Source organism: Luteococcus japonicus (assembly GCF_003752415.1).
Classification (GTDB): Bacteria; Actinomycetota; Actinomycetes; order Propionibacteriales; family Propionibacteriaceae; genus Luteococcus; species Luteococcus japonicus.
This window is the reverse complement of record NZ_RKHG01000001.1, coordinates 2847240-2869692: the sequence shown is the minus strand read 5'-3', so window position 1 is coordinate 2869692 and position 22453 is coordinate 2847240. Positions and strand designations below refer to the sequence as shown.

Here is a 22453-nt window from a genome sequence, read left to right as displayed (position 1 = left end):
AGATCCGACCTCCCGAGGGCGGCCCAGATCAGGCCTCGAAGAGCCCCCGGCCCGTGGTCCTGCGCGGCGTGGAGGCCTCATCATCCGACGCCCTTGTGAAATCCTCGCCCCCCTTGTCATCGGCCTGTCGCGTGTCCTGCGGCAGCTGGGCGGCGAGCCGCTGCAGCAACTCGTCGACCTCCGCCATGGAATAGCCGCGCGGCACCACGGTGAACCGTGTCGCCAACAGCTCGCGGGCACCGATGGGCCCCTCCGGCAGCCGGCCGGAAGTCCTGTCGTCGACGAGGTCCGGCATGGCACCCCAACGTCCACTGCCGACCACCGCAGCGGCGGCCAGCACGACGAGGACCAGCGAGGCAAGCAACCAGGTCACGTCCGCTCCCCCTTCCCGGTGGCGTGGGCGATGGCCTCCTGCTCGTCGTCGGTGACCAGGAACATGTCCAGGTCCTTCTCCTTGATGTAGCCCTCGGCGAGGCAGCGTTCCCGCAGCCAGCCCACCAGGCCGGACCAGTAGTCCACGCCGAAGAGCACCACCGGGAAGTGCTGCACCTTGCCGGTCTGGGCCAGGGTCAGGGCCTCGAAGAGTTCGTCGAAGGTCCCCAGCCCTCCGGGCATCACGATGAATCCGCGGGCGTACTTGAGGAACATCACCTTGCGCACGAAGAAGTAACGGAAGTTGATGCCCAGGTTCACGTGGGGGTTCATGGAGGCCTCGAAGGGCAGCTCGATGCCCAGCCCCACCGACGTGCCACCGGCCTCGTCGGCGCCCTTGTTGGCCGCCTCCATCACGCCGGGTCCACCCCCGGTGATCACGGCATAGCCCTCCTCCACCAGGCGTGCGGCCATCCTTTCCGCCGCGGCGTACATCGGGCTGTCCGGCCTGGTCCGCGCGGATCCGAACAGGCTGATCGCGGGCCCCAGGTCCGCCAGCGTGCCGAAACCCTCCACGAACTCGGCCTGGATCCGCATGGTGCGCCAGGGGTCGGTGCGCGTCCACGCCACGTCGCCCGCGCTGGCAAGCAGCCGTTGGTCGGTGGTGGTCTCCTGCACCTGGTTGTTGCGACGGATCACGGAACCCTGGACGACGTGGCGTCCCCGGCCGGGGGCATTGTCCACGGCCTCATGCTCCTGACTGCCCATCTCAGGCCTCCTCTCGCTCGGTGGCGCCGAGCCAGCGACGCAGGGCATCGGCGCAGGTGTACAGGTCCTGCACCGGGCAGAACTCGTCGTCGGTGTGGGCCTTGTTGGGATTGGCGGGCCCGAAGTTGACGGCCGGAACACCCAGGGCGCTGAAGCGGGCGACGTCGGTCCAGCCGTACTTGGGGCCGGGGACGCCGCCGACGGCCGCGACGAAGTCCTTGGCGGCGGGCAGGTCGAGCCCGGGCCTGGCCGAGGGCGAGAGGTCGACGATCTCGAGGTCGAAGCCGTCGAAGAGCTCCCGCATCATGGCCTCGGCCTGCTCGGCCGTCTTGTCCGGGGCAAAACGGTAGTTGATGTGCACGCTGCACTCGTCGGGGATGACATTGCCGGCCACTCCCCCGCGGATCTGCACGGCATTGAGCCCCTCGCGGTAGGTCAGGCCGTCCACCGTGACCTCGCGCTGCTCGAAGCCGGCCAATCGGTCCAGCACCTCGCGCACGTCGTGGATGGCGTTGTGTCCCAGCCATCCCCGGGCGCTGTGGGCGGCCGTTCCGGTGGTGGTGATCCAGAAGCGCATGGTGCCCTGGCAGCCGCCCTCGATCAGGGCACTGGTGGGTTCCATCAGGATGGCGAAGTCCCCGGCCAACAGCTCCGGACGCTGCGCGGTGATGATCCCCAGTCCGTTCAGATCCGCCGTGACCTCCTCGTTCTCGTAGAGGACCCAGGTGACGTCATGCCGAGGGGTGGCGAGTTCCGCGGCCAGCTGCAGGGCGACGGCCACCCCGCCCTTCATGTCGCAGGTGCCTCGGCCGATGATCGCGTCCACGCCATCCACGTCATCCCGGGTACTGGGCAGGTTTCCGGCCACCGGCACGGTGTCCAGATGTCCGGCGACGACGACCCGCTGGGAGCGCCCCAACCGGGTACGGGCCACCACATTGTTGCCCAGCCGCTCGACGTCCAGGTGCGGGCAGGTGGCCAGGGCCTCCTGCACGAGGTCCGCGAGCCGGGCTTCGTTGCCGCTCACCGACTCCACGTCGACGATGGCCTGCAGCAGGTCGGGCAGTGGCTGGGCGAGGTCAAGACTCATGGCCCCGAGACTAGCCGCCGTGGTGGGCGAACAGGGCCAGGCAGATGGCGACGAAGTGGGCTACGGCGGCAAGCACGGTGCACAGGTGGAAGACCTCGTGGAAGCCGAAGGTCTGTGGCCAAGGATTGGGCCGCTTGCTGCCATAGGCCACGGCGCCCAGCGTGTAGATGACCCCGCCGAGCGCGATCAGCAGCACGACGGCCGGACCACCGGCGCTCCAGAAGGAGCCCAGCCATCCCACGGCCGCCCAGCCCATCGCCACGTAGAGCGCGACGTAGAGCCAGCGCGGGGCATGGATCCAGAAGACTCGGAAGAGCACCCCCACCAGGGCGCAGGACCAGATCAGCCCCAGCAGCACCCAGCGGCTGCGGCCCTCGAGCAGCGCGACGGCCAGCGGGGTGTAGCTGCCGGCGATGAAGACGAAGATGTTCGCGTGGTCCACCCGGCGGAAGACGGCGTGCACCTTGTCGGTCCAGTTGCCCCGGTGGTAGAAGGCGGAGTTGCCGAAGAGCAGGACTGCGCTGAGTGTGTAGACGACGCAGGCCAGCCGCTCGGCGCGGGTGGGCGCGAGTGCCACCACCAGGATTCCCGCCACCAGCATCACCGGCGCGAAGAACTGGTGCAGCCAGCCGCGCAGGCGCGGCTTGACGGCGGCGGCGAGATCGTCGAGGGCATCGTGCACCCGCTCGGCGGCGGCTTGGGGGGACCTGGTCTGCATGAAACCTACGGTACCGTAGGTTTCAACATCGTCGGACCCAGCGGTCCACATTCCGCGCCGCGCAGAGCACCCCGGCACACACTAGGCTGGCCCCATGAACAGGCTGGACCGAATCACCGAGACCCTCGACCGGATGCACCCGTCGGGCCTGCTCTACAGCACCTACGAGAGCCGGTTGGCAGCCGAGCTGGACAAGGACAGCCTCCCCCGCCACGTCGCTGTACTGGCCGACGGAAACCGTCGCTGGGCCCGGATGAATGCCCCGGACCAACCGCTGGTGACGGGATACCGCGCCGGAGCCGACAAGCTCAAGGACTTCGTGACCTGGTGCGACGAGGCCGGCATCGAAGTGGTAACCCTGTGGGTGCTCAGCCCGGACAACCTCAAGCGCGCCGCGGCCGGGGAGGTCGCCCCCCTGCTCGGCGTGATCGAGGAACTGGTCACGGATCTCGCGGCCGACGGGCGCTGGCCAGTGCAGGCCGTGGGTGACATGTCGCTGCTGCCGACGGAGATGGCCGAGGCCTTGGAGCGCGCCCGCAGGGAGAGCGTGGGCAACACCGGAATGCTGGTCAACGTCGCGATCGCCTACGGCGGCCGGCACGAACTGCGGGACGCCATGCGCTCACTGCTGCGCGAGGAGGCCGCCAAGGGGCGCAGCCTGGCCGAGGTGGCGGAGACCCTGGACATCGACCAGATCGGCGAGCACCTCTACACCAAGGGCCAGCCGGACCCGGACCTGATCATCCGCACCTCGGGCGAACAGCGCCTGTCCGGCTTCCTGATGTGGCAGAGCGCCCACAGCGAGTTCTACTTCTGCGAGGCCCTGTGGCCGGACTTCCGCAAGGTGGACTTCCTGCGCGCACTGCGCTCCTTCAGCCAGCGAGAACGTCGATACGGCCGCTGAATCAATTCCTCAAAGTTCCGATTTTGCGACCCTGAATGTCAGCAAATTCACGTTATGAATTGCACAGCAAAGGCGCCATCTCTTGGGCCTTGAGTGACCCGGGCGAGAATCTATGGCCTCCTCATGCCTCGCCCCGGCCAGTCACCCGTCGCGACCATTCCGGCCCACTCCCACAGCTCGCCCTCCCCCAGCGCGCACACGGCCTCTCCGACTGCATTCACCCTCGTCTATAGGCAAGGCCAACCTGACTGCAATCCGGGGCGAAGGGAAGCCCCGCCACCACGATGGACCGCATCCGGAAGGAATCAGGGGCACGCCCGATGAATTTTTCTACATCGTAGAAATGCTTTGGGTCATGCTCTCCACCACGCTGCCGCCCCTTGTCGCCGCCGCCGAGGTCCGCCACTACCGCCACCCCTGGACCTTCTTCGTGTTGTCCATCGCCATCCCCTGGACCCTGTGGGCCTCGCCGCCGCGACCTCGCGGATCCAGCCGCAGGACACCGGCCTCCAGCTGCTCACCACCACGCTCGCCCTGGCCGGGCTCTTCGCCCCCGTACTGGTAGCACTCGTGCTGATTCGGCGGGATCCACGACTGCTCGCGGACGCACGGGAACGCCTGTTCACGCTGCATGGCGTCACCCCCGCCGACGCGCTGGGCTCCGCGCTACTGCTGCCGGCGCAACATCTGGATCCCTATCGTCTTCCACCCGTGCGCCAATGTCGGCAACGGGATCCTGCACACGGATCCGAACACCAAGGTGATCCAGACGGCCATCCTGCTGCCCGTCTGCGGCTGGGTCATGTGGCACGATCGTGTCCTCTTCTTCACCCGCTCGCAGCACCCGACAGGAGATGCGATGACCCCCCGCCCCGCCAGCACCAGCACCGCCGAGGTCGTGCGGCAGGCCGTCGCCCTGCTCGACGCCGAGGGTCCGGACGCCTTCAGCATGCGCAAGCTGGGTGCCGCGATGGGAGTCGACCCGATGACCGTCTACCACCACGTCCCGAACAAGGCGGCGCTCTTCGACCTGGTCGTCGACGAGCTCTGGAGCGGCCTCGCCCCGGCCGTCGACGGTGGCTGGCAGCAGCAGGTTGCGAGCCTGGCCCACGAGCTGCGACGGGTACTGCTGGAACACCCGCGGCTGGTCCAGCTGGTGGGAGCCCGCCCGATGGTCGCCCCCCCGGCTACTTGGACTGGCCGACGAGCTCGTGGCTCGGCTGGACGGCCAGGGACTGCCGCCCGCACAGGCGATGCGGCTGCTGGACTGCGTGGTGGCCTTCACCGTCGGCAAGGTCCAGGCGGAGGTGCGCCAACCCGTCGGTGGTGACGGCGTCGCCCCCGAACAGGCCCTGGCCGCAATGACCGAGACCGCCCCGCACCTGGCCCGAGCTCTCGCGACGGGCTACGGCTGGCAGCCCGACGACGAGTTCTCCAACGGACTGGGCGCGCTGTTGGCCGGTTGGCCGGTCAGCAGCGGCTCCACAGCGGGGTCTTGAGGTCCGCATAGTCGGTGGTGGGCTCGAAGCAGACCTCGCCGCGGCAGACATGGGCTGTGCTCTGACCATCCCGGGCGGTGCGGTCGTCGAAGAGGTGACCGAAGCCCTCGGTCCCGCCCCTGCCGACGACGATGCCGGTGCCGGCAGGAGCCATCCGCCAGGCAGCCGTCGCGAGCCGGTCAATCTCCGCCTCGGGCGCGGAATCAGGCAGCACGATGACGGCCTGCGCAGGGCTGAGGCCACGACGAGCCTCGTCCAGCACGAGCGCATCGGCGAGCGACCAGCCGGCGAAGCGCGGCTGGCTGGCCACCAGCGGCCAGGTGGTCTCGGCAGCCCGGTCGGCTCGCGCCAGCAGGTCCTCGCGGCAGGCCAGCAGACCGGCCAGGCGCAGGGCGGCCACCATGGAGCTGGTGCCCGACGGGGTGGAGTTGTCGGTCAGGTCACGGGGACGGGTGAACAGCTCGTCGCTGGCCTCGGCGTCGAAGAAGCCGCCGTCCTCGGCCGTGAAGAGCCGGTCGGCGCGTTCGAGCAGCCACACCGCGCGCTCCAGCCACGTGGCATCACCGGTGGCGCCGGCCAACCGGGCCAGTCCCAGCGCCAGGGCGCCGTGATCCTCGGCGACGGCCGCGGTGGTGCCGGCCACACCGTCGCGGGAGGTCCGCACGAAGCGGTCCGCAGCTTGGTCGATGTGCACATCCCAGACGGCCTGGGCGGCATCGCGGGCCAGCTCCAACCAGCCGGCCTCCCCGAAGGTCATCGCGGCATTGACCAGGCTCTCGATGACCAGGCCATTCCAGGCGGCCACCACCTTGTCGTCACGGCTCGGCGGGAAACGGTTCGCCCGCTCGGCCCGCAGCTTGTCCAGCACCGCGGTCAGCCGCGCCTGGTCCGGGGAACCGTGCAGCTGCAGGGTGGACAACCCCATCTCGAAGGTGCCGCCCTCGTGCACGTGGAAGACCTGGCGTGCCCAGCCGCCGTCGGCCTCCCCCAACGCGTCGACCAGCAGGTCCGGATTCCACAGGTAGTAGATACCCTCGGCCACCATGCCGCGGATGTCGACGCTGTCGGCGTCGAGGCTGGCGGCGAAGGCGCCGCCCCCAAGGCCCTCGACGGGCTCGGTGCGCATCTCGCGCTCCAACCATTCGACGGTCGAGTAGATGACGTTCTCGTAGACCTCACGCTTGTAGCCGTCGTGGTCGGCGGTGCGCCGCCAGCAGCGCAGGTAGGTTCCCAGCAGCAGGGCGTTGTCATAGAGCATCTTCTCGAAGTGCGGCACCACCCAGCCGGGGTCGACGGCATAGCGGTGGAAACCGCCTCCGACACGGTCGAAGAGGCCGCCGCGGGCCATCATCTCGCAGGTCAGTTGCGCCATGTCGAGGCTGGTCGGGTCGCCCTTGACCAAGAGGGCGTCGAGCACCATCGCCGGCGGGAACTTCGGCGCCGTGCCGAAACCGCCGTGGATCATGTCGTAGTCCTTGCCCAGCAGCTCCAAGGTCTCCCGGGCCCCGGGCACGGTCGTGGAACTGGCGACCGGGTTCAGCTCACGAAGCTGCGATGCGATGCTCGACGCGGAGCCCAGCACCTCGTCTCGACGCTCGTCCCAGGCCCCGGCCAGCGCTTCGAGCACCTGGCGGAAGCTGGGCTGGCCGTTGGCGGGCTGCGGCGGGAAGTAGGTGCCGGCGAAGAAGGGCTCGCCGTCCGGAGTCAGGAAGACCGTCATCGGCCATCCCCCCTGCCCGGTGAGTGCCTGAGTGGCATTCATCAGCACGGAGTCGACGTCCGGGTTCTCCTCGCGGTCCACCTTCACACTGACGAAGTGCTCGTTCATGTAGACGGCCGTCTCGTGGTCGTCGAAGCTCTCGTGGGCCATCACGTGGCACCAGTGGCAGGCGGCATATCCGGTGCTGACCAGCAGGGGCAGGTCACGTTCACGGGCCGCCTCGAAGGCCTCGGCACCCCACGGGTACCAGTCGACCTCCTGGTGGGCGTGCTGCTGCAGGTAGGGGCTGGTGGACTCGGCAAGACGGTTCGGCACGCGCACAGCCTAGCCGGGCGGGTCTATCGTGGGCCCCATGAACCAGCTGACCCCCCTGATGAGCAGCGGCATGCTCACCTTCGTGACCTTCTGCGTCATCGCCGCCTTCATCATCCTCGGCTCGCTGAGCCTGCGCCGTCACACCAAGCACATCGCCTCCAACATCCCCTGGGAGTCGGAGATGACCGAAGAGGGTCGCGCCGCCCAGGCCTTCGAGCGCAACAACACCGACGAGAACTAGTTCGAGCGCAACAACACCGACGAGAACTAGATCGTCCAGTCCTCGCTGGGGTCCTCGGCCACCTGCTGGCGCAGCCCGGCGAACAGGTCGTCCTCCGGCAGGGTCGTCGGGACCGTGCTGAAGACCAGCTCGAAGTCCTCGGTGGGCCAGACCTTCTGTTGCACCTCTGTGGGCACCGCGAACCAGGGCCCGTCCGGGTCGATCTGGGTGGCGTGCGCCAGCAGCGCCGCGTCCCGCACCGGGAACCAGTCCGCGCACGGGATGCGCGTCGTGATCCGCTTCTCGTACTCGAAGTCCTCCCACTTGGCGAGGCGCTCCACATAGGGGGACTCCAGGCCCTTCTCGTGCATCGCGGCATCCAGGGCCGCCAGCCGGAGCCGGTGAAAACCCATCTGGTAATAGAGCTTGCTGACCTGCCAGGCCGGGCCCAGGTCCGAATGCATGTTGGGATCCGCGGCCTGCTGGACGGCGGCCAAGGTGATGCGGTGGCACATGATGTGGTCGGCATGCGGGTAACCGCCCTTCTCATCGTAGGTGGTCACCACCTGCGGCTTGAACTCACGGATCAGGCGCACCAGCGGCTGGGCCGCCACGTCGGGATCCACCAGACCGAAGCAACCCTCCGGCAGCGGCGGCAGCGGATCCCCCTCCGGGAATCCCGAGTCGATGTAGCCCAGCCAGCGCTGCTCGACGCCCAGGATCTCCCGGGCCTTGTCCATCTCCAGATGCCGGATGGCGGCGATGTCCTTCCACACCTCGGGACGATCCATCTTGGGGTTCAGCACGCTGCCGCGCTCACCACCGGTGCAGGTGGCCACCATCACCTGGACGCCTTCGGCGACGTATTTCGCGGTGGTGGCGGCACCCTTGCTCGACTCGTCGTCGGGGTGCGCGTGCACGTGCATCAGGCGCAGAGCGGGAGGGGTCTGGGCAGAGACTGTCGAGGACATGGCGACCATTGTGCCCGCACTTGGCACAATGGTCCGCGTGAGTTCATTGACCGAGGCCGACCGCGCCCGCATCGCCGCCCGCTACCCCGCGACCCCGGCACGACATCGTCTCTACCTGGTGCTGGCGACGGTTCTGGCGGTGCTGCTCGCCGGGTGGCTGGCCTGGGCCGGTGGCCGCGGGGCGACGCCCGATGTGGTGGCCGATGTGCACAGCTTCCACGACGGCGGCGAGCACCAGATCACGGCGGACCTCAGGGTGCAGCGCAAGGATCCGGCACGGCCCGCGGTGTGCACGCTCGAGGCGACCGCGGAGAATTTCGTGCGCGTCGGGGAACTGGAGGCCACCATCCCGCCCGGCACCGGCCGGATCACGCGGATCTCCGTGCCGGTCAAGACCGTCAACCGCGCGGTCTCCGTCACCGTCCAGAACTGCCGGCCGGCCTGAGGCCGAGCCTGAAGAAGGGCACAGGGTCCTTGGCCCCCGCTCCCTCCGATGGTAGGTTTTCGGGATGTCTGAAAACGCAACCGACGTCGTCTGGCTCACCCAGGATGCCTACGACAAGCTGACCGGCGAGCTGGAGTACCTCAAGGGCGACGGCCGTACCGAGGTCACCACCAAGATCGCCCAGGCCCGCGATGAGGGCGACCTGTCCGAGAACGGCGGCTACCACGCCGCGCGCGAGGAGCAGGGCCAGATGGAGGCCCGCATCCTCCAGCTGGAGGACATCCTGCGTCGCGCCAAGGTCGGCGAGGCCCCCAAGACGGGCGAGGCCGCCCCGGGTACCCAGGTCACCGTCGCCTACTTCGGCGATGAGGACGACACCGACACCTTCCTGCTGGGCTCCCGCGAGGTGATGGGTCTCGACGAGTCCGTCGACATCCAGGTCTTCAGCCCGCAGTCCCCGCTGGGCGCCGCGGTGCTGGGCAAGAAGGTGGGCGAGAGCTCCAGCTACGAGGCCCCCAATGGCAAGACCATCGAGATCACCGTCGTGAAGGTGGAGAACTTCCAGGCCTGACACGACGCCAGACGACGCGACGAGCGGCTCCGCACCCCCTCTGGGGTGCGGAGCCGCTCGTCATGTGTCCGTTCAGAGACCGGCGATCAGCCGAGCCGCTTCGGAGGGCTCCAACCTGCCCTCGGCGACCGCGGCCAGCAGCTCGTCGCGGGTCAGCGCCCTGGGTTCCCCCACGGGCTCGGGCTCCGGCTCGCTCTCAGAACCGCCGATCTCCTCGATCCCCAGCGCAGCCAGCAGCCCGCTGATCCGGGCGCGGGCGGTCGGATAGCTGACCTGCTGTTGCTTGGCCACCTCGCGCAGATTGCCACGGCTGGCCAGGAAGACGGTCAGCAGCTCCAGCTGTGTGGTGTCCAGCGCACAGAAGCGGCAGCGCTGGAAGCGGCCACCCACCTCCGAGCCGCACCCTGGGCAGCCCAGTCGGGTGGTGAGCAGTTCCCCGGCGCAGACCGGACAGTCCGCTGGGGCCCGATAGGGGCTGTGGTCGTGGGTTGCCTGGTCCGTGGTCATGCCCGTTCCTCCTGCTCCGAAGACTGTTCGTCTGCGGAATCCTCGTTTGGGGTCTCGTCGTGTCCGTCGTGCCGGACGCTGGCGGCACCCATCACGACCGCCAGGTCCAGCCGGCCCGCACCGTCCCCTGCCGTGTACTCGTGCAGGGCCACTCCTCCACCGGGCCAGACGACACGCCCCAGCTGGGCATCCGCGTGGACGGCGACATCGGCATCCCCGGCGAGGCCGACGACGAGGTTGCCGGACTCCACGCGCACCCGGGAGCGCCCTCGGTCGAAGCGGCCTCGGGCGGTCAGGCTGCCCGCCTGCACCAGGGCATCGGTGACCTGCCGCACGTCACCCAGCTGGGCACCCCCGGCCGTGACCCGCACCCGGCCGAGCAGCGGGAGGTTGATGGTGGCGAGGCTGCCGGCGGTCAGTTCCACGTCAACGGCGATGGCCGGGTTGACCCGCAGCAGCAGTTCCTTGCCCAGGCCGATGCCGCGCAGGTCGTCCAGGCCCAGATTGCGCAGGCCGCCGAGCCCTTGGTTGAGCACGCTGCCCGTCAGCGGGCTGCGCAGCAAGCTGAAACCGCCGAGCCCGTCGCCCAGTTCCCCGTCGGAGGTGACCTCCAGCACGTCACCACTGCGGCGCAGCACATGCGGCCCGTCGGCAGCCAGGGTCGCGATGCTGGCGTCCCCGATGATCCGGACGCGACGCCCGGTGGCGCGCACCTGTACCCGACCCACCCCGTGGCTGCCCACGGGCCCCTGGCCGGAGGGGGCGCCGTCCTGCTCGGGCTTGCCGGGCTGCTGCCGCACAGTGCTGCTGTGCTGCCACACCCCGTCGACGCTATGCGCGGCGCCCCGCGCCGCCTCCTGGGCGAAGCCGCTGGCCGCACCGAAGAGGTCGCGGGCGATGGCCCCCCACGTGGGTTCCACGCTCGCCTGCGCTTCCTCGCCCGCCTGCGCTCGTGTTTCCTGCGGTTCCTTCGGTTCCTGCGGTTCCTTCGTGGCATCGATCCGACGCCCGGCCTCGGCGGCGTCGATCCGCCCCGAGGCAAGGTCCTCGAGGATCGCGGTCAAGTCATTGGTCATGCAACAAATGTAAAACCGCTCCTTCCATTCCAGAAGGGGCGGCTTGCATTGTGAGGGTTCCTTCAGGGTGTCACGGCTGGGTTGACGGATCTTCGCTCAGGGCCACCGCGGCCGGTTCGTGACCGCTCTCCTCGTCGGCGGGGAGCTCGTCGTGGCTGCCGTGGGAACGCATCGCCCGGATGAAGGCATTGGCGAAGGCCAGCATCGGGACGGCGAACAGCGCACCGACCACTCCCGCCAGGATGGTGCCCACTGCCAGACCGTAGAGCACGGCCAGCGGATGGATGGAGACCGCCTTGCCCAGCAGGAAGGGCTGCAGCACATGGGCCTCCAGCTCCATCACCGCGACGAAGATGCCCAACATGATCAGGGCCTTGACCCATCCCAGGGTGAGCAGCACGACACTGGTGGAGACCAGGCCCGCGACGAAGGCCCCGAGCAGCGGCACGAAGGCCGTGATGAAGGTCAGCGCGCCAATGGCCAGGAAGAGGTCGGAGCCAACCAGTGCGGCGCCGATGCCGGCACCCAGGCCGTCGACGGCGGCGACGATCACGGCGGCCCGCACATAGGAGACCAACGAGGTCCAACCCTTGCCGCATGCATCGGCGATCCGGCTGCGAGATCCCTTCGGCACCAGCGAGAAGCCGGCGCGGGCGAAGGTCCGCCCCTCATAGAGAAAGTAGAACAGCGCGAACAACGCAAGGGCGATGCCGGCGAAGAAGTGCCCCAGCTGGGCACCGGCCGCGGCGGCGTAACCGGTGAAGACCGACTGCTGGCTCTTGGCCCAGACAATGCCCTTCTGGGTCCATCCGTCGATCTGCGTCTCGTGCAATTGCAGCGGCCCGCTGGCCAGCCAGTTCATGAACTGCTCGTAGCTCTTCACCGAGGCGTCGGCCAGGCTGGAACTCTGGGACGCGATCTGCGCACCCACCAGCGAGAAGATGGCGGCCACGAGGGCGACGAGCGCCAGCAGGCTGAGCCCGGCGGCCGCTCCCCGCGGGAGACCCCTGCCCTGCAGCCAGGTCTTCATGGGCCACAGTGCGGCCGTGAAGAGCAGCGCGACGAAGAGGGGGATGACCACCTCGGACAGGCCGGAGAGCACGAACCAGATGCCGTACAGGCCGGCCCCGATCACCAGCAGACGCCAGAACCAGCCGGCAGCCAGCTGGATGCCGTGCGGGACGACGCCGGGCGTGGCGGCCTCCTCGGCGAGCATCTCGCGGGTGATCACCTGGCCGGACTGGTCTTCCACTGCGACGGCCTTCGGGCCGGAGTCTTGGTGGGCCTCGCGGGACAGGGGGCGAAGTGCCATGCGTCGGGACCTTTCGAATCGGTGTTCGTCACCAAGGCTAACCTGTGCACCGTGCTCAACCCCCTTGCCGTGATCTCCCGCGACAGCCGAGGCCTGCCCCGCGACGTGTGGGTGCTGTCCATCATCGCCTTCTGTGTGTCCGTGGGCTTCGGCGTCATGGTCCCCGTCCTGCCCGTCTTCGCGCGCAGCTTCGAGGTCAGCAACCTGATGGTGGGGATGGTGATCAGCGCCTTCGCCGCCATGCGGCTGTTGACCAGCCCGGCCTGCACCCCGCTCATCTCCCGGCTGGGCGAACGCTCGGTGCTGGGCGTGGGCATGTTCATCGTCGCAGCATCCTCTGCGGCGGCCGGTTTGGCGACGAGCTTCTGGGCGCTGCTGGGGATGCGGGCACTGGGCGGCATCGGCTCCGCGATGTTCACGGTCGCCGCGATGACGCTGCTGCTGCGTACCGTCGAGCCGCAGCTGCGTGGGCGGGCGTCGGCCCTGTACTCGGGCGGTTTCCTGATCGGGGGCATGGCGGGCCCGGCCGTCGGTGGCCTGTTCGCGGCCATCTCGCTGACCGCCCCCTTCTTCGTCTACGCGGCGACGTTGAGCGTGGCCGGCATCGTGGGCCTGTGTCTGCTGAGCCGCCCGCAGGGTCAGGTCGAGAAGTCCGAGAAGCCGGAGATGGCCTTGTCCGAGGCGGTGCGGGATGTGCGTTACCGGGCGGCCTGCCTCAGCAATTTCGCCCAGGGCTGGCAGTCCTTCGGGGTGCGCAGCTCGCTGGTGCCGGTGCTGGTCACCGAGGTCCTGCACAAGTCGACGTCGTGGACGGGCATCGCCTTCGCCATCGCCGCCGTCGCACAGACCATCGCGCTGGGCCCGGTGGGCCGCGCCGTGGACACCATCGGCCGTCGGCCCCTGATGATCCTGGCCGGGCTGGCCACCGGACTGGCCGCCCTGGCGATGCCGTGGTCGCCCACCATCTGGGTGCTGACCGCGGTGCTGTGCGTCTACGGCATCGGGTCGGCCGCCCACTCCACTGCCCCGACGGCGGTGCTGGGCGACGTCACCGGTGGACGTGGGGGTGCACCCGTCGCCACCTTCTCGATGATGAGTGACCTGGGCGCGATCATCGGCCCGCTGGCCGCAGGCGCCCTGGCCGACGCCTTCGGGATGGGCATTGCCTTCGCCACCGGCGGCCTGCTCCTGCTGGCCGGCGCCGCCCTGTCCTGGACCATGCCGCGGTATTCCGCACCCCGGCCCAACACCTTGGAGACCGCATGAACGCCCCTCGCCCTCTGGACCAGATCATCGCGCCAGACTGGGCGGCCGCCCTGGCACCCGTCGAGGAGCAGGTGCACCGGATGGGTGACTTCCTGCGCACCGAGATCGCGGAGGGTCGGGGCTATCTGCCTGCCGGTGACCGGGTACTGCGGGCCTTCACCCGGCCGCTGGCCGACGTGCGGGTTCTGGTCGTCGGGCAGGACCCCTACCCCACCCCCGGGCATCCGGTGGGACTCAGCTTCTCCGTCGAGCCCGACGTCCGGCCCGTCCCGCGAAGCCTGCAGAACATCTACACCGAGCTGCGTGAGGACCTGGGGATCGAACCCGCCGCCCACGGTGACCTGTCGGCCTGGTTCGACCAGGGTGTCCTGCTGCTCAACCGGGTGCTCACCGTCCGGCCGGGTGCCGCCGGGTCCCATCGGGGCAAGGGGTGGGAGGCCGTCACACAGCGCGCCATCGAGGCCCTGGTGGAGCGGGAGGGCCCGCTGGTGGCCATCCTGTGGGGCCGCGACGCCCAGTCCCTGCGGCCGATGTTGGGTCAGGTCCCCATGATCGCCAGCCCGCATCCGTCGCCCCTGTCGGCCCGTTCGGGCTTCTTCGGCTCACGGCCCTTCAGCCGCGCCAACCAGTTGCTGGCCGAGCAGGGTGCCGGCCCCATCGACTGGCGTCTGCCAGACCCTGCCCACCCGTAGAGTCAGTGCGTGAAGAATCCTCGGTGGCATCTGCCTGTCCCACTGGTCCTGCTGCTTGCCCTCGGTTCGGTCGGCTGCGCGGCTGAAGGGCACCACAGCGCCCCTCCCGTGACGGGCGCCGGCCCCGCCGCCTCATCCACACCGCCCGTCCCGTCGTCGATGCCCCGGCCCGCGGCCGACGCTCCCCGGCCGGAGGTGGACTGCGCGAAGGAGAAGTGCATTGCGCTCACCTACGACGACGGCCCCAGCCCGCTCACCCCGAAGCTGCTGAAGGCCTTCACCGATCGCAAGGCCACCGCCACCCTGTTCATGCTGGGCAATGCGGCCGAGACCTACCCGCAGATCGTCAAGCAGGCGCAGACCCAGGGCTTCGAGATCGCCAGCCACACCTATGACCACAAGGCCATCAGCGACCTGCCCGACGCGAAGGTGGCTTGGGAGCTGAGCCGCACCAATGCGGTCCTGCAGAAGCTGACGGGCAGCAAGCCGACGCTGGTGCGCCCTCCCTACGCGGCCCGTACCAGCCGCACGGACCAGATCGCCGGGGCCCACGGGCTGGCCGTCGTGGTCTGGAACAACTCCCCGGAGGACTGGGTCGCCGGCCACGACACGGCCGCCATCATCACGAAACTCACCCTCCAGCGCGCCAGCCGCAATTCCATCCTGCTGATGCACGACATCCACCCCTGGACGGTGGATGCGGCGGCCCCCACCATCGACGCCCTGCAGAAGCAGGGTTACACGCTGGTCACCGTCACCCAGCTGTTGGGCGCGACGAAGGCCGGCACGCTCTACCCAGCGGCCTGACGCACCAGGCGGCTGGTCAGGTGCGGTTGCAACTCCAGCCCCATCGCAGCCATGGCGTAGCTGGTCTGCAGCACGTCACCGTCCAGGCCCAGGGCACGGCGGCTGCCCGTGACCGGCTTGGCAGACGGAGTGCTTGCCACCACACAGTCCAGGGTGATCTGGAAGGGATCCGCAGCCACGGTGCCGACGCCGGTCTCGGCCTGGCCTGTGGGCAGGGCCATCGTGATCTCCACCACGCCGGGGCTGGGCGTGCGCAGGTAGCCCATCTCCACGTGCAGGGGGCGCCCGTCGGGTGCCCAGGTGCGCTGGTGGTAGACGAGGAAGGGCTTGCCCACGTCGGCGAAGGTGATCTCCTCGGTGTAGTCGAAGGCCTCGATGGTCGGATAGTTGCCGTGACCCTCACCCCGCCAGGTGCCGATCAGGGGCTGCAGGGCTTCCACGGGATTGCTCGTCATGACCCCAGCGTAGGCGCGAGCTAGTGTGCAGGCATGCTCTTCCATCGCATCTTTGGTGATCCCCTGGACCGTGACTTCCCCGGCAGCCGGACGGCCTACTTCGCCATGGGCTGTTTCTGGGGCGCGGAGAAGCTCTTCTGGCAGCACGACGGGGTGTTGTCGACGGCCGTGGGCTACATGGGCGGGCAGCTGGCCAACCCCAGCTATGAGCAGACCTGCACCGGACGAACCGGGCACGCGGAGACGGTGCGCGTGGTCTTCGACCCGTCGGTGGTGGGCTACGAGGAGCTGCTGCGGGTCTTCTTCGAGAACCACGACCCAACGCAGGGTGACCGGCAGGGCAATGACGTCGGCAGCCAGTACCGCTCGGCGCTGTTCACGGTCGACGACGAGCAGGCCGAAACGGCTGCGCGGATGCGGGCCACCTTCCAGACCAGCCTGTCCGCCGCGGGCTACGGCTCCATCACCACGACGATCGAGGCGGCCGGGCAGTTCTGGCTGGCCGAGGAATTCCACCAGCAGTACCTGGACCGTGTGCCCGGTGGTTATTGTCCCAGTCATGGCACGGGCGTCTGTCTATGACTGCTTCAATGACCATGTAGGAACCCCGGAGGTTATTGCCCCAGTCATGGCACTGGTGTCTGTCGATGATTGTCAGACCCCTGTTCTAGGCTGACGCGTATGCCTCGTGCCGCCGTCATCTACTGCCGCATCTCGCTGGACCAGCGAGACGGAGCTGGCGTGGAGCGCCAGGAGCTGGAGTGCCGGGCGCTGGCCCGACGCGAGGGGTACGAGGTCATCGAGGTGTGCGTGGACAACTCCGTCAGTGCGTACAGCGGTGTTCGTCGTCCGGCCTTCGAGCGGACGGTGGAGCTACTCACATCCGGTCGGGCAGACGTGCTCCTGTGCTGGCATCTCGACCGGGTAACCCGCTCGCTGGACGACCTGCAACGACTGCTGCGCATCAATGGTCTGCTAATCCATCCCGTCACCGGCACCATCGTTGACACCAGTGATGCCTCGGCGGTGATGAGCGGCAGCATCCTGACGGTGGTCAGCCGGTTCGAGTCCCAGCACAAGTCCGAGCGCGTCATCGCGGCTGCCAGGGCGAAGGCTCAGAAAGGCCTACTCACCTCGGGGCGTATCTGGGGATACAACGCAGATGGGACAGCCACGGAGGAAGCCTGCCTGGCCATCCCGACCCTGTTCGAGACCTTCATCCGCACCCACAACCTGGAGGCAGCCCGCGACGCCTTCATCCAGATAGCGCCAGATGCACCATCAAGCCGAACGGTCATTCGCAGCCGACTGACTCAACCCGTGTACGCGGGGATTTCGACCTTTCGAGGCGAAGTCTTCGATGTCGAGCCTCAATGGGAGCCGCTCATCCCCCGCGAGGTCTTCCGCCGCGCCGAGGTCATCCTCAACTCTCCCAACCGCCGCTACACCGGCCATGAGCGCGGCGTCGTCCAAGGGCTCGGAACGGGCCTGTTCATCTGCGGCAAGTGCGGTGAGTCCATGATTGCCGGCGGCGTGATGAACACCGCCGGGGGCAAGCGACAGGCCTACCGGTGCCGGACCAACGCCCACCTCAACCGCGACCGGGAGGACATCGACAGGGCCGTCATGGCTCTGCTGCTCTGGCGGCTGGAAATAGCCAGCGCGAAGGCGGCACTCCTGCCTCGCAATGATGCCCCCGACCCCGCCGCACGGCTGTCCGAACGGCTCACGGAGGCTGAAAGGAAGCTGGCTGAGGTGACGGAAGATTACGTGGCCGACCTCCTGCCCCGAAGCACCGCGTTGCCCGCCATCGAACGCCTCAGGAGCGAAATTGAGGCCATGGGGCGCGAGCTGGCCACCATGGGCTGGGAAGGACCCAAGCCCCGCGCCTACAACGTGAGCCAGACCATCCTTGCGCTCCCCTTGCATGCACTGCGTCAGGTCCTCGCGGCCACGATGGTGGTGACCCTGCCGCCACTGCCGCCGCCCACGGGCGTGCGCAAGAAGGGGCAACGTGTGGGCCTGCGGGAGGGCTCCATCACGGTGGAGTGGCTGGACGAGCCCTCCTTCGACAGTTGGCATTCTTCCCACCACCGCCCCGACTGGTCAGGGCTGACCTGGCCGCTGCCCGATGCACCCGACTGGCTGCTCGACCAGCTCAATGATGCTCCTGCGCTCTCCCCCTCAGTGCGCCAAGCCGTCTGGCGGGCGGTCGCCCCATATGCAATCGGTGTGGAGCCCTTGCCACGAACATCGGATGGCGACCTCGATATGGCGCAGGTTGCGGATATCGGCAGCGGCGAGGCCTAAGCTCTCACCCCGTTCATCTCACATATGAGATTTCTCGGCGGCGGCGTGGGCGTAGTAGGTCGCACGACCGATGCCCACCTCGCGGCAGGCAGCCGCAGCGCTCATGCCCTGGGCGCGCAACCGCTCGACCTCCCGGACCAGCGCGGCATCAGTCGGGGGACGGCCCAGCCTTCGGCCCTTGGCACGGGCCACGTCAAGACCGGCCTTGGTCCTGTCTACCAGCGTCTCCCGCTCGAACGCGGCGATGCTAGACAGCACCGTGATGAGCAGTCGGCCAGCAGGAGTCGCCGTGTCGATGGCCTCGGTGACGGAGACGAGCTGGGCCCCCTTGGCCTCCAGTTGCTCAATGATGCCCAGGAGGTCACGGGTGGACCTGGAGAGACGGCTGAGCGAGTAGGTGACGACCACATCACCCTCCCGGACCCAGACAAGGAGGTCCCCCAGTCCTTGGCGGTCAGCACGAGCGCCCGAGGCCGAATCCACGAACTCGCGCTGGATGGTGAAGCCCGACCGCTCGATGGCCAGCCGCTGGCTATCGACCGACTGCCCGGATGTGCTCACTCGGAGATAGGCCACCACCGGCGTCCCGGAATCGGTGTCAGGGAGTTCTGGGACATTCTCGGGTTCTCGGACGATATCTGGACGCGTGGTCATGACGAGTCAGTGTCGGTCCCGGAAACCTTCGTTTCTCGGACTGCCCGACACTCACATTCCTGAGGATTGGCCAGCGAATCTGCAACTCCCAAGGGTGCATATCCGTCGTGAAGCGTCGCGTTCCATCTCGTATCACCGCGCAACACCCTGTTTCGTCGTGTGGTGACGTGGCCTCCATTCCTCGCTAGACAGGGTCAGCAGTCCATTGGGAGGAAATCGAGCATGACCAGGGACACCACCCCCGTCGAACTGGGGCCGGGTGAGACGTTGGTCCCGCTGTCGGAGGCCTACCGGCTCGTGGGTGCCCCATCCCCCGAGGCTCTGCGCGCCAGATGCCAGCGGGCGGCCAAGGCAGGGAAGGCCGGGAGTTTGGGCTTTCAACAGGTTGGTCGGCGCTGGTACGTGCTCATCAAAGACCCCAACGTGAAGGAGCAGGAATGAAGAACCGAGGCCGAATCGCGACGGGGCTGGTCATGCTCGCCCTAGCCGCCGGATGCAGCGCAGGTGCAGCCGAGGTGCCAGCAGAGACCCCCGCACAGTCCGGGGCACCCAGCGAAAAGGACACCTCGCAGGCGCAACCGGGGGCGTCCTTTGCAGACGTGAACGTGGCCGAGCTGCTGAGCCTAGGCCCGGCAGAGTCCAACAGCTGGAAGCTGACAAACGCGTGCGCCAAACTCTCGGGAGGCAAGGCCGAGGTGACACGCTTGTTCGGACTCCCCTTTACGGTGGCCGCCAGCAAGGTCGACTCGAAGGCTGGTCTGACCTGCGAGTTCACCGAGGGGGACGACCGATTCCACGGTGTGAATTTCAGCATCACGAAGAACGCCGAGTGCCAAGCCGCGAAGAACTCCGGCACCGAGATGGTCAAGGCGGATGGTGACCTGTGCGTCACGTTCACCATTGATGCCGATGACTCCACCCCGCCGAACACGTCCGAAGCGCTCTCGTGGAAGGAACAAGTGGCCTCCCACGCGAAGGCTTCTGGCGCAACCGACGTGCCGCCTGCCCCGGCACTGGGCGATGCCGAGCTGTCGCCCAAGGGTGAGACGGCATTCCCCGACAAGGATGCCTCCGACGACGAACTCACCAAGACGTGCCTTTCTCTGGTGGGCGAGCCCTCGTCGGTGGCTGGCCTGCTCTCGTGGCCCGGTGTTCCCGAGCTGAGTTCTTCTCTGAAGGAGAACGGTGCTCTGAGCTGCACCTACCAAGGCGAGGGCAGTGGGGATGACCGCGCTCGTCTGGAGTTCACCATTGGACGGGCAACTGCCGAGAAGCCCGCATCGACCGGCGGCAACCCTGACCTCTATGTCGAGACCATGTTGAACCCGCTCACGATGGATGGCTATGCACTCCAGTCTTGGGCCGACCGCATCGCCAAGGCCGTCAAGGGAACACCTGCCAGCGCACCCGCGCCTGGGTCGGCAACTCCGGCAACACCTGAACCGGTCGAACCGGGCAAGGGAGCCAGCGGAGTTCTGCTCGGCACCGCAGCCCAGCGCATCCTCGGCACCAGCGTTCAATCCAAGGCCATCCAGGAGGGAAAGGCGTGGTGCGCGGGAGGCAACTGTGTCAACGTGCGGCTGTTGGCCGACGGGTCACCTTCGGCCATGCAGAAGATGCAGGCCTACGACCGCGAACACGGCACCGTGACCCCGCTGCCGCAGCTTGGGCCGAATGCGTGGTTGGCCAAGAACACCACTGACAAGCTGGTTGCCGTCGAATGGGCGGAGGGTGGCAAGCACGTCTCCATCTCGGGAACGGGCGACGCCTTCATGGACGACAAGGGGCAGGCGATGACCCAGTTGATGACTGAGGTCGAGCGCATCCACAAGAGCTGGCCCTGACCTCCGGAGAACACACAACACCCCCGCCACGGTTCGCCGTGGCGGGGGTGTTGTTCCGTCAGTCCCAGAGGCCCTCGCTGGCACCTGTGACCAAGGCTGAGAGGTCCACATCGCCACCGGGGGCATCGCCCACGGGGTCGAACGCGTCGACGGTCACGGCCTCCGCGAACAGGTCCTCCTGGCTGGGGATGTGCCTCACTTGCGGCTCATCCTGCTGCATGGCGACCTCCAGCTTACGTGGGGAAGGCACCCCGAGTTCCTCCAGCCGCTCCGCAATCGCCTGGCTGGGGGCGTAGGCCACCCGGAATCCGCTGACCCCACCACCGTCGGCAGCGATGACGGCCAAGCCTCGGCTCTTGCCGTCGTCCAGAGTTGCGAGGGTCTCGGCAGCAGCAGGCACCGCATCCGCAGTGAACGCCATCCCCAAGGCCTCACGGCTGGGGACGGCTCCCGGACGCGTGAGCTGCACCACTGAGGTCAGGTTGGAGCGCATCTCGCCCGAGATGATGGCAGCATCTGGCCGCTGGGCAGCGAGCGCCAGGTGGACGCCGACAAACCTCGCCTCACGGGCAATCCGGCCGACGTACTCGCTGATTTCTGCCTTGTAGCCGTTGACCTCCTCGGCCTCCAGGCGAAGCGGATGGTCCTTGTCCAGAGCCTTGTTGACCGTGCGAGGCAGTGCCAGCGAAACGAATTCGTCCACCACCACGAGCATGGGTTGGATGCCCTTCTCAGCGCGCAGGTCGGCTGGCAAGTCCTCCCAGAATCCGACGCCATAGGAGGCGCAGAGCTGGCGGCGTCGTTCCACCTCGCCATAGACCGCCCGGAGGATGGCAGCAGCGCGCGGGATGGTGTCTCCCCATGCGGCGGCCCATGCCTTGACCGGCACAAAGTCCGCACCCATTTTCGAGGGGTCGATGATGACCACTTGGTGACCGCGCGTGAGCGCCTGCGCCACAAGCCCCAACAGCAGCACGGTCTTTCCTGCGCCCGTGGGTGCCCAGATGCCGGCATGGGGCCCGAGCTTCAGGTCCAGGGCAACCGTCCGCTGACGGGGGTCGAGGCCCATGGGGAGCTGACTCCACGAACCGCCCATTTCCAGGGTGGGCAGCAGCTCGGCCAGCGCAGGCAGACGTTCTGGCTCGCCATAGATGAGGACGGCGCGCCCCAGGTGTTCCTGCCATGCGGTGCGCCATCCTTCGGACCCGCCGGGCAGGTGCAGCATGGCGGTTTCGAGAATCTTGGCCATCTTGTCTCGGGCCAGCGTCAGTAGAGGCTGGCCCTCCAGCATCACCCATTCGACGGGGTGGCCGACGCCGGGCTTGGCCATGCATACCTGCACCTGGAGCTCCCATGGACGGCATCCCAGCAATCCAGCGACGACCTGGCGGGCCTGTCGTTCGGCGGGCGCCAGCTCCCCGATGACCGCCCGCCGCTCGTAGGGGCGGAACTCCACCAGCTCGTGGTCGGGATACAACGCCGCGACGCGTTCGCCATCGGTTGGGCGGACGTTGGCCGCGAGCTGGAGCACCTTGGTGCGCTGCGGGCGGATAACCCAGCAGCCGTGGACCGTGGACCATTCCACGACGCCGGGAGTGATGCCCTCAGCCTGAGCATTCCTGACCAACGTCGTCCAGTGGGTGCCAATCTCGGCGGGAGTCCACTCCTCGCCGGGCTCGTCCACCAGGAAGAAGCCCTGCTCCGGTGAGGGGGCCACATCACCAGTCTGCGGAGCTTGAGGTTCGGGCACGTCCAGCCCAAACACCTGGGCGGCGGTGGTCCCTCGCTCATGGCAAGCAGCGGCCAGCATCTCGGTCGGCACCTTCTGCCGCTCCAGCCAGCGGAGCACGGTGGCTGGGTGGCCTCCCTGCTCCAGCAGCCCGAAGGCATGCTGGATGGCGGCGTCGGGGGTGAACGTGGGCTTGCGTCGAAACATG

At 68.2% G+C, this 22453-nt stretch carries 25 protein-coding genes; 12 read left to right on the top strand and 13 right to left on the bottom strand.

Annotation, left to right across the window (positions count from 1 at the left end; translation table 11 throughout):
* Window positions 1–28: 28 nt before the first annotated feature.
* The 4 genes from EDD41_RS13585 to trhA are packed head-to-tail and all read right to left on the bottom strand — an operon-like array spanning window position 29 to window position 2948.
* A complete protein-coding gene (locus EDD41_RS13585; RefSeq protein WP_094765821.1) occupies window positions 29–373 on the bottom strand; it encodes a DivIVA domain-containing protein in 345 nt (114 codons plus the stop codon).
* Window positions 370–1140 carry an LOG family protein gene (locus EDD41_RS13580; RefSeq protein WP_123576279.1) on the bottom strand — a complete coding sequence of 257 codons (771 nt, stop codon included), beginning with the start codon at window positions 1138–1140 and terminating at the stop codon, window positions 370–372. Before EDD41_RS13580 ends, EDD41_RS13585 begins: the two co-directional genes overlap by 4 nt.
* A 1-nt stretch (window position 1141) precedes the next feature.
* The gene (gene dapE / locus EDD41_RS13575; RefSeq protein WP_123576278.1) at window positions 1142–2230 is read right to left on the bottom strand and encodes a succinyl-diaminopimelate desuccinylase; all 1089 of its coding nucleotides are present in this window, start codon (window positions 2228–2230) and stop codon (window positions 1142–1144) included.
* Window positions 2231–2240: 10 nt separating this feature from the next.
* Window positions 2241–2948, bottom strand: coding sequence for a PAQR family membrane homeostasis protein TrhA (gene trhA, locus EDD41_RS13570; protein WP_094765824.1), 708 nt, complete (start codon window positions 2946–2948; stop codon window positions 2241–2243).
* A 94-nt stretch (window positions 2949–3042) separates the two neighbouring features.
* On the opposite strand from trhA, the gene EDD41_RS13565 reads away from it, so the two are divergent.
* Window positions 3043–3852 (top strand): isoprenyl transferase, encoded by an 810-nt coding sequence (locus tag EDD41_RS13565; protein ID WP_123576277.1) that lies wholly within the window; start codon window positions 3043–3045, stop codon window positions 3850–3852.
* 405 nt (window positions 3853–4257) lie between these two features.
* On the opposite strand, the gene EDD41_RS13560 is transcribed toward EDD41_RS13565, so the two are convergent.
* Complete coding sequence (locus EDD41_RS13560; RefSeq protein WP_123576276.1) at window positions 4258–4485, bottom strand: hypothetical protein; 228 nt, start codon at window positions 4483–4485, stop codon at window positions 4258–4260.
* Between EDD41_RS13560 and EDD41_RS13555 the strand changes: the two genes are divergently transcribed.
* Window positions 4484–5182 carry a TetR/AcrR family transcriptional regulator gene (locus EDD41_RS13555; RefSeq protein ID WP_123576275.1) on the top strand — a complete coding sequence of 233 codons (699 nt, stop codon included), beginning with the start codon at window positions 4484–4486 and terminating at the stop codon, window positions 5180–5182. The genes EDD41_RS13560 and EDD41_RS13555 overlap by 2 nt on opposite strands.
* The gene (locus tag EDD41_RS13550; RefSeq protein WP_170165389.1) at window positions 5064–5351 is read left to right on the top strand and encodes a TetR/AcrR family transcriptional regulator C-terminal domain-containing protein; all 288 of its coding nucleotides are present in this window, start codon (window positions 5064–5066) and stop codon (window positions 5349–5351) included. Before EDD41_RS13555 ends, EDD41_RS13550 begins: the two co-directional genes overlap by 119 nt.
* On the opposite strand, the gene EDD41_RS13545 is transcribed toward EDD41_RS13550, so the two are convergent.
* Window positions 5323–7386 carry a thioredoxin domain-containing protein gene (locus EDD41_RS13545; protein ID WP_123576273.1) on the bottom strand — a complete coding sequence of 688 codons (2064 nt, stop codon included), beginning with the start codon at window positions 7384–7386 and terminating at the stop codon, window positions 5323–5325. The genes EDD41_RS13550 and EDD41_RS13545 overlap by 29 nt on opposite strands.
* Window positions 7387–7423: 37 nt before the next feature.
* Between EDD41_RS13545 and EDD41_RS13540 the strand changes: the two genes are divergently transcribed.
* Entirely contained in the window at window positions 7424–7627 is a 204-nt protein-coding gene (locus EDD41_RS13540; protein ID WP_123576272.1) for a hypothetical protein, read from the top strand.
* Window positions 7628–7653: 26 nt separating this feature from the next.
* Here the strand turns inward: EDD41_RS13540 and mca are convergent, their stop codons facing one another.
* Window positions 7654–8577 (bottom strand): mycothiol conjugate amidase Mca, encoded by a 924-nt coding sequence (gene mca, locus EDD41_RS13535; protein ID WP_094765862.1) that lies wholly within the window; start codon window positions 8575–8577, stop codon window positions 7654–7656.
* Between the two features lie 37 nt (window positions 8578–8614).
* Between mca and EDD41_RS13530 the strand changes: the two genes are divergently transcribed.
* A complete protein-coding gene (locus tag EDD41_RS13530) occupies window positions 8615–9022 on the top strand; it encodes a DUF4307 domain-containing protein (RefSeq protein ID WP_170165388.1) in 408 nt (135 codons plus the stop codon).
* Window positions 9023–9086: 64 nt separating this feature from the next.
* Window positions 9087–9593: a transcription elongation factor GreA gene (gene greA, locus EDD41_RS13525; protein ID WP_094765830.1), complete on the top strand. Its 507-nt coding sequence runs from the start codon at window positions 9087–9089 to the stop codon at window positions 9591–9593.
* Between the two features lie 72 nt (window positions 9594–9665).
* Here the strand turns inward: greA and EDD41_RS13520 are convergent, their stop codons facing one another.
* The 3 genes from EDD41_RS13520 to EDD41_RS13510 form a co-directional block, all read right to left on the bottom strand.
* On the bottom strand, window positions 9666–10100 hold the full coding sequence (locus EDD41_RS13520; RefSeq protein WP_123576271.1) for a DUF2089 domain-containing protein: 435 nt from the start codon (window positions 10098–10100) through the stop codon (window positions 9666–9668).
* Complete coding sequence (locus EDD41_RS13515; protein WP_211336664.1) at window positions 10097–11176, bottom strand: hypothetical protein; 1080 nt, start codon at window positions 11174–11176, stop codon at window positions 10097–10099. The genes EDD41_RS13520 and EDD41_RS13515 overlap by 4 nt, the downstream gene beginning before the upstream one ends.
* A 70-nt stretch (window positions 11177–11246) precedes the next feature.
* Window positions 11247–12428 carry an AI-2E family transporter gene (locus EDD41_RS13510; protein ID WP_425454358.1) on the bottom strand — a complete coding sequence of 394 codons (1182 nt, stop codon included), beginning with the start codon at window positions 12426–12428 and terminating at the stop codon, window positions 11247–11249.
* Window positions 12429–12539: 111 nt separating this feature from the next.
* Between EDD41_RS13510 and EDD41_RS13505 the strand changes: the two genes are divergently transcribed.
* From EDD41_RS13505 to EDD41_RS13495, 3 genes are read left to right on the top strand one after another with little or no spacing between them, the layout of a single operon-like run.
* Window positions 12540–13754, top strand: a complete 1215-nt coding sequence (locus EDD41_RS13505) for an MFS transporter (RefSeq protein WP_245995654.1) — start codon at window positions 12540–12542, stop codon at window positions 13752–13754.
* Window positions 13751–14446 (top strand): uracil-DNA glycosylase, encoded by a 696-nt coding sequence (locus EDD41_RS13500; RefSeq protein ID WP_123576269.1) that lies wholly within the window; start codon window positions 13751–13753, stop codon window positions 14444–14446. The genes EDD41_RS13505 and EDD41_RS13500 overlap by 4 nt, the downstream gene beginning before the upstream one ends.
* A 9-nt stretch (window positions 14447–14455) precedes the next feature.
* Window positions 14456–15253 (top strand): polysaccharide deacetylase family protein, encoded by a 798-nt coding sequence (locus EDD41_RS13495; RefSeq protein WP_148060577.1) that lies wholly within the window; start codon window positions 14456–14458, stop codon window positions 15251–15253.
* On the opposite strand, the gene EDD41_RS13490 is transcribed toward EDD41_RS13495, so the two are convergent.
* The gene (locus tag EDD41_RS13490; protein ID WP_094765835.1) at window positions 15238–15708 is read right to left on the bottom strand and encodes a heme-binding beta-barrel domain-containing protein; all 471 of its coding nucleotides are present in this window, start codon (window positions 15706–15708) and stop codon (window positions 15238–15240) included. The two genes, EDD41_RS13495 and EDD41_RS13490, sit on opposite strands and share 16 nt — an antisense overlap.
* Before the next feature lie 33 nt (window positions 15709–15741).
* Between EDD41_RS13490 and msrA the strand changes: the two genes are divergently transcribed.
* Both msrA and EDD41_RS13480 read left to right on the top strand, forming a co-directional pair.
* Entirely contained in the window at window positions 15742–16290 is a 549-nt protein-coding gene (msrA, locus tag EDD41_RS13485) for a peptide-methionine (S)-S-oxide reductase MsrA (protein WP_123576267.1), read from the top strand.
* A gap of 99 nt (window positions 16291–16389) precedes the next feature.
* The gene (locus EDD41_RS13480) at window positions 16390–18018 is read left to right on the top strand and encodes a recombinase family protein (RefSeq protein ID WP_123576266.1); all 1629 of its coding nucleotides are present in this window, start codon (window positions 16390–16392) and stop codon (window positions 18016–18018) included.
* Between the two features lie 18 nt (window positions 18019–18036).
* Here the strand turns inward: EDD41_RS13480 and EDD41_RS13475 are convergent, their stop codons facing one another.
* Window positions 18037–18672 (bottom strand): recombinase family protein, encoded by a 636-nt coding sequence (locus EDD41_RS13475; protein ID WP_123576265.1) that lies wholly within the window; start codon window positions 18670–18672, stop codon window positions 18037–18039.
* 332 nt (window positions 18673–19004) lie between these two features.
* On the opposite strand from EDD41_RS13475, the gene EDD41_RS13465 reads away from it, so the two are divergent.
* The gene (locus tag EDD41_RS13465; RefSeq protein WP_148060576.1) at window positions 19005–20516 is read left to right on the top strand and encodes a hypothetical protein; all 1512 of its coding nucleotides are present in this window, start codon (window positions 19005–19007) and stop codon (window positions 20514–20516) included.
* A gap of 58 nt (window positions 20517–20574) precedes the next feature.
* Here EDD41_RS13465 and EDD41_RS13460 read toward each other — a convergent pair whose 3' ends face one another.
* Window positions 20575–22452, bottom strand: coding sequence for an FtsK/SpoIIIE domain-containing protein (locus tag EDD41_RS13460; protein WP_123576262.1), 1878 nt, complete (start codon window positions 22450–22452; stop codon window positions 20575–20577).
* Between the last annotated feature and the right edge of the window lies 1 nt (window position 22453).